The following is a 1,042-nucleotide window of genomic DNA, read 5'->3' as shown; positions in this document are numbered from 1 at the left end:
GGCGGGGGGTCGGCGCTTTTCGACGCGCCCGCACGGCATCTGCCGGAATCGCCCGGCATCGCTGACTACTACCGACAGCTCGGCAGCCTCCGAGCCAATTTCCTGATTCAAAAGACGAAGGGAAAGGCGAAGATCCTCCACGTCGCCTTCCATGGCGTGACGTTCGGTGAGTACCTGTCCACGGGCTTCGCCGACACGATCGCCATGTGCGATGGCTGTGGAATCGTCGGTACGGTGAAGGTGGCGCCCGCTGATGTGCCGAACCTCCGGCAGAAATTCGAAACCGCCTTTTTGCGGGCGCCACAGGCGACCGCGGTCGCCGTGGATGTCGACTTCTTCTTCGCCGCAGGTGTCCAGCAGGCATTGGTGGCCGGGAACCGGCCCAATCTCACGGTACTCGGTGGAGAATGCCAGCTCGAGGATCTCGGCTACATCCGCGCCGGCCAGGGCGAGCAGGTCTGCATCGGTGCTTCCAGTGGATACCGCGCGTACGGCACCATCGATGCGCTCAACCGAGCCTTCAACGGCCAGCCCGTCGTGCCCTCGGGATCCGGCTTCCAGATCGTCGACAAGGACCGCAACCTTCCGGCGGAAGGCACCAACTACGAAGGCCCGGTCGACTACCGCAGCCTGTACCGGAAGTCGTGGGGCGGGTAGCCAGTTGGCGAACTTTGGAAAGGCTTCGCCGACCCCTGATCGGTGATTGCCATGATGTATCCCGTTCACGCTGGCCCACCATTGCCCTTCGTCTGACATCGCCGACATCAATTCAAAGGACTGATCGGTATGCTGTTCCGCTCTCATCGTTACCACATCAGTGTTGCTGTTTGTCTCATGCTCTCCGTCGGCCTAGCGCTGGCCGCATGCGGTCCGTCCACTTCGACGCGCTCCGGCGAGACTTCGACCTCTGTGGAGGTGCTCGCTGCGGCTGCGGAGGCGGTCGAGAGGGGTTATCGGGGTACGTATGGTGCTCCGCCGGTGTCGGGCCCGAGGCCCGCTGTGGGCAAGGATGTCTGGATTGTTTCGGCGTTCCAGCAGGTGC

1 protein-coding gene is annotated in these 1,042 nt (G+C 63.1%); it reads left to right on the top strand.

The genetic code is table 11. The features are described from left to right. A partial coding sequence (locus tag AB0873_RS32655; protein WP_366604663.1) for a hypothetical protein occupies positions 1-657 on the top strand: 657 nt, incomplete at its 5' end. Between the last annotated feature and the right edge of the window lie 385 nt (positions 658-1,042).

The organism is Micromonospora sp. NPDC047707, assembly GCF_040704235.1.
Taxonomy (GTDB): domain Bacteria; phylum Actinomycetota; class Actinomycetes; order Mycobacteriales; family Micromonosporaceae; genus Micromonospora.
Note: the sequence above shows the minus strand (reverse complement) of the source record. Positions and strands in the feature narration are given on the sequence as shown.